The sequence below is a fragment of the Candidatus Neomarinimicrobiota bacterium genome (assembly GCA_030743815.1).
Classification (GTDB): domain Bacteria; phylum Fidelibacterota; class Marinisomatia; order Marinisomatales; family S15-B10; genus UBA2146.
Genome location: JASLRT010000051.1, coordinates 1 through 1,798, shown reverse-complemented (window position 1 = coordinate 1,798; position 1,798 = coordinate 1). Strand labels below are relative to the sequence as shown.

General features: G+C 49.1%; 1 protein-coding gene. It reads left to right on the top strand.

Annotated elements, in window-relative coordinates; translation table 11 throughout:
- Positions 1 to 174: 174 nt before the first annotated feature.
- Positions 175 to 1,798 (top strand): CHASE2 domain-containing protein (locus tag QF669_04495; GenBank protein MDP6456703.1); only part of this gene is annotated, 1,624 nt, incomplete at its 3' end.

Sequence of the window (1,798 nt, the reverse complement as noted above, 5' to 3'; positions counted from 1 at the left end):
CACTTTTCTCGGCATGAATGCCGGACTTGAGTTCAAACCTTTTAAACCTCTATCAACGCGGCTGACTCTCTCCACAAAGATAAAGAAAGTTGCGGACGAAGTGGAGCTGGGAACATTGGCTGTGAAATTCTCGCTGAATTATGTATTTTAGTGAGTTAGGATCCAAACCTTCTTATGGCGAAGATCATCGATTTCTTCCGCAAGCAAGCCGTCGGTATCGGGATTACTTTTGGTGTGCTTGCGCTAGTCTTTTTTCTGCACCGGATTGGTGCATTTGACACTCTTGAACTGAAGACAATCGATCTCGCCTTCCGCACGCGTGGTCCTCTCTCCGGCTGGGCGGCGCGAAGTGAAATCCCCAAAGACAGTCTTGCAGTTGTAATCATAGATATTGATGATGAGAGCTACCGCCTCGTCCCGTGGACATGGCCCTATCCGCGTGAAGTGTGGGCGATGGTGATACAGAACCTATCCAGAGCGGGAGCGAAAGTAGTTGTCTTCGATATTCAGTTTGATTCGCCGGACAGACAGTCGGAGTATCTGAAAGGAATTCGTTCTGACTTACAGGAGAGAGGCCTCAGTGAGTTGGTTCCGACTCACGGTGACAGCGTCTTTGCAGAAGCGATCAAAGAAGTGGAAGCCCGTGGCACCTCGGTTATTCTCGCCTCGAAACTCGTGCAGGAGCCTACTCGAATTCCACCTCAGTATATACAGTACCCCAACGATATCCTGACATCAACGGCCACGAGTTACGGTCTCGTCAACGAAGCTCCGGATAAGGACGGTTTTTCGCGGCAGTATTACACATTTCTCCAATTGGCGCAGGAACCGGGAACCTGGTATTCTACCTTGGGGATCAAAGCCGTACATGAGTACTGGGATTTGTCTGATACAACACTGCCGTTACTCAATGACGATGCATCAGTTTTGACCTACGGTCCGCTTCAGATACCGCTGTTCAGCGGCGACGGTCGGTTTCTCGTCAATGTTTACGGTCCTCCGTCCGGTGTAAACATAGGCGAGAGTGAAGCATGGAAGACGTTCAACCGTTATCCCCTTTCCAACGTGGTCGATGTGGCTGATGTGGATCTAAACGATTTCGATGAGGATACGGACTGGATGAGCCAGTTCTTGCCGGGTGAGATTCCCCAATGGCTGGAAGAGATTGACGATCCTGAAATGAGAGCGGAACTGATGGAAGAGTTGGGTATAGGTGTGGAATTAGATGTCACCGAATCACCCTTCTACAACAAAATAGTGCTCATCGGTGTTTCTGTGGAGGTTCTCCACGACTTTAAGCAGACGTCATTCTACAACTTTGTCGGTGAACAAAATCTTATGCCGGGGGTAGAATTTCACGGCAATGCTATTCAGACGCTGTTGGACCAGAATTTCATCAATGTTTATGGTGGCGAAGTGGGCTGGTCGGAACAGTCTCGTCTGCCTCACATTCTCCTGATAACGGCTCTTTCTCTGATTGCTTATGCTTTAATATCTTTCCTCAATCCGCTTCTTGCCGGTATTTTCATCATTCTCGAACTTCTGGTCTTCGTCAGTCTCGCTATCGGTGCCTTTACGGCTGATCCGCTGTGGCTGGCTAAACTGTTAATGGGCAACTGGTCGAAGATAAACGTACCGGGATTTGGACAATCGACCATTGTACCCGTGGTGGCACCTATCTTCGGGGTCTTTGCCACTTATATTGGGAATGTTCTCTATCGATTCATCGTTGAGCAGAAAGACAAGCGTTTCCTGAAGAGCACGTTCGGCACCTACGTCTCCCCAGAGCTTATTGACC